Raw genomic sequence first — 471 nt, 5'->3', positions numbered from 1 at the left:
CGGCTCCCTTGGCGTTTGTTATGCTTGAAACAGGATGCGGCGTTTTGCTGAATCGGGATCACTTTCGACAGCGGTATCCGTGTTGAAAAGCAAAGTTTCGCGTGAATCGGTTTCATATTCAGGCCAATTGAAGTGAGAGGTGTTCGGGTTTCCGGTTTTTGCAAAAGCGAGCCATGCGGATTGAATTTGTTTGGAAAGCTGTTCTGCGTCATCACCGAGCGGCTCTTGCAGCGTCTTTCTCAAAGAATCAAAGTTTCCGAACACAAACGGCAATTCCAGAGCGTGAACGGCTTTATGAAACGGCGGTGTTTCGCCATGCCAATCAAAGCGGTACATCCAGACCGGTGCGTGTTGCGACTGTCCTTGTGCGAAAGCGACAGCCGGCCGCCAGAAAATCAGATCCGTCATCATATCGATTTGTCCCTTTAATGAATGCGGATATAAATCTGCCGCTTGCTCGGTGCAGTTTTC

The 471-nt window shown here is 49.5% G+C and carries 1 protein-coding gene; it reads right to left on the bottom strand.

The window, feature by feature from the left end; all coding sequences use genetic code 11:
- Window positions 1-18: 18 nt before the first annotated feature.
- On the bottom strand, window positions 19-471 hold a 453-nt coding region (locus tag SB660_RS18990; protein ID WP_410583769.1), incomplete at its 5' end, for a carboxylesterase family protein.

Origin of the sequence: Bacillus sp. SIMBA_005 (assembly GCF_046535585.1) — a bacterium.
Classification (GTDB): domain Bacteria; phylum Bacillota; class Bacilli; order Bacillales; family Bacillaceae; genus Bacillus; species Bacillus pumilus.
Note: the sequence above shows the minus strand (reverse complement) of the source record. Positions and strands in the feature narration are given on the sequence as shown.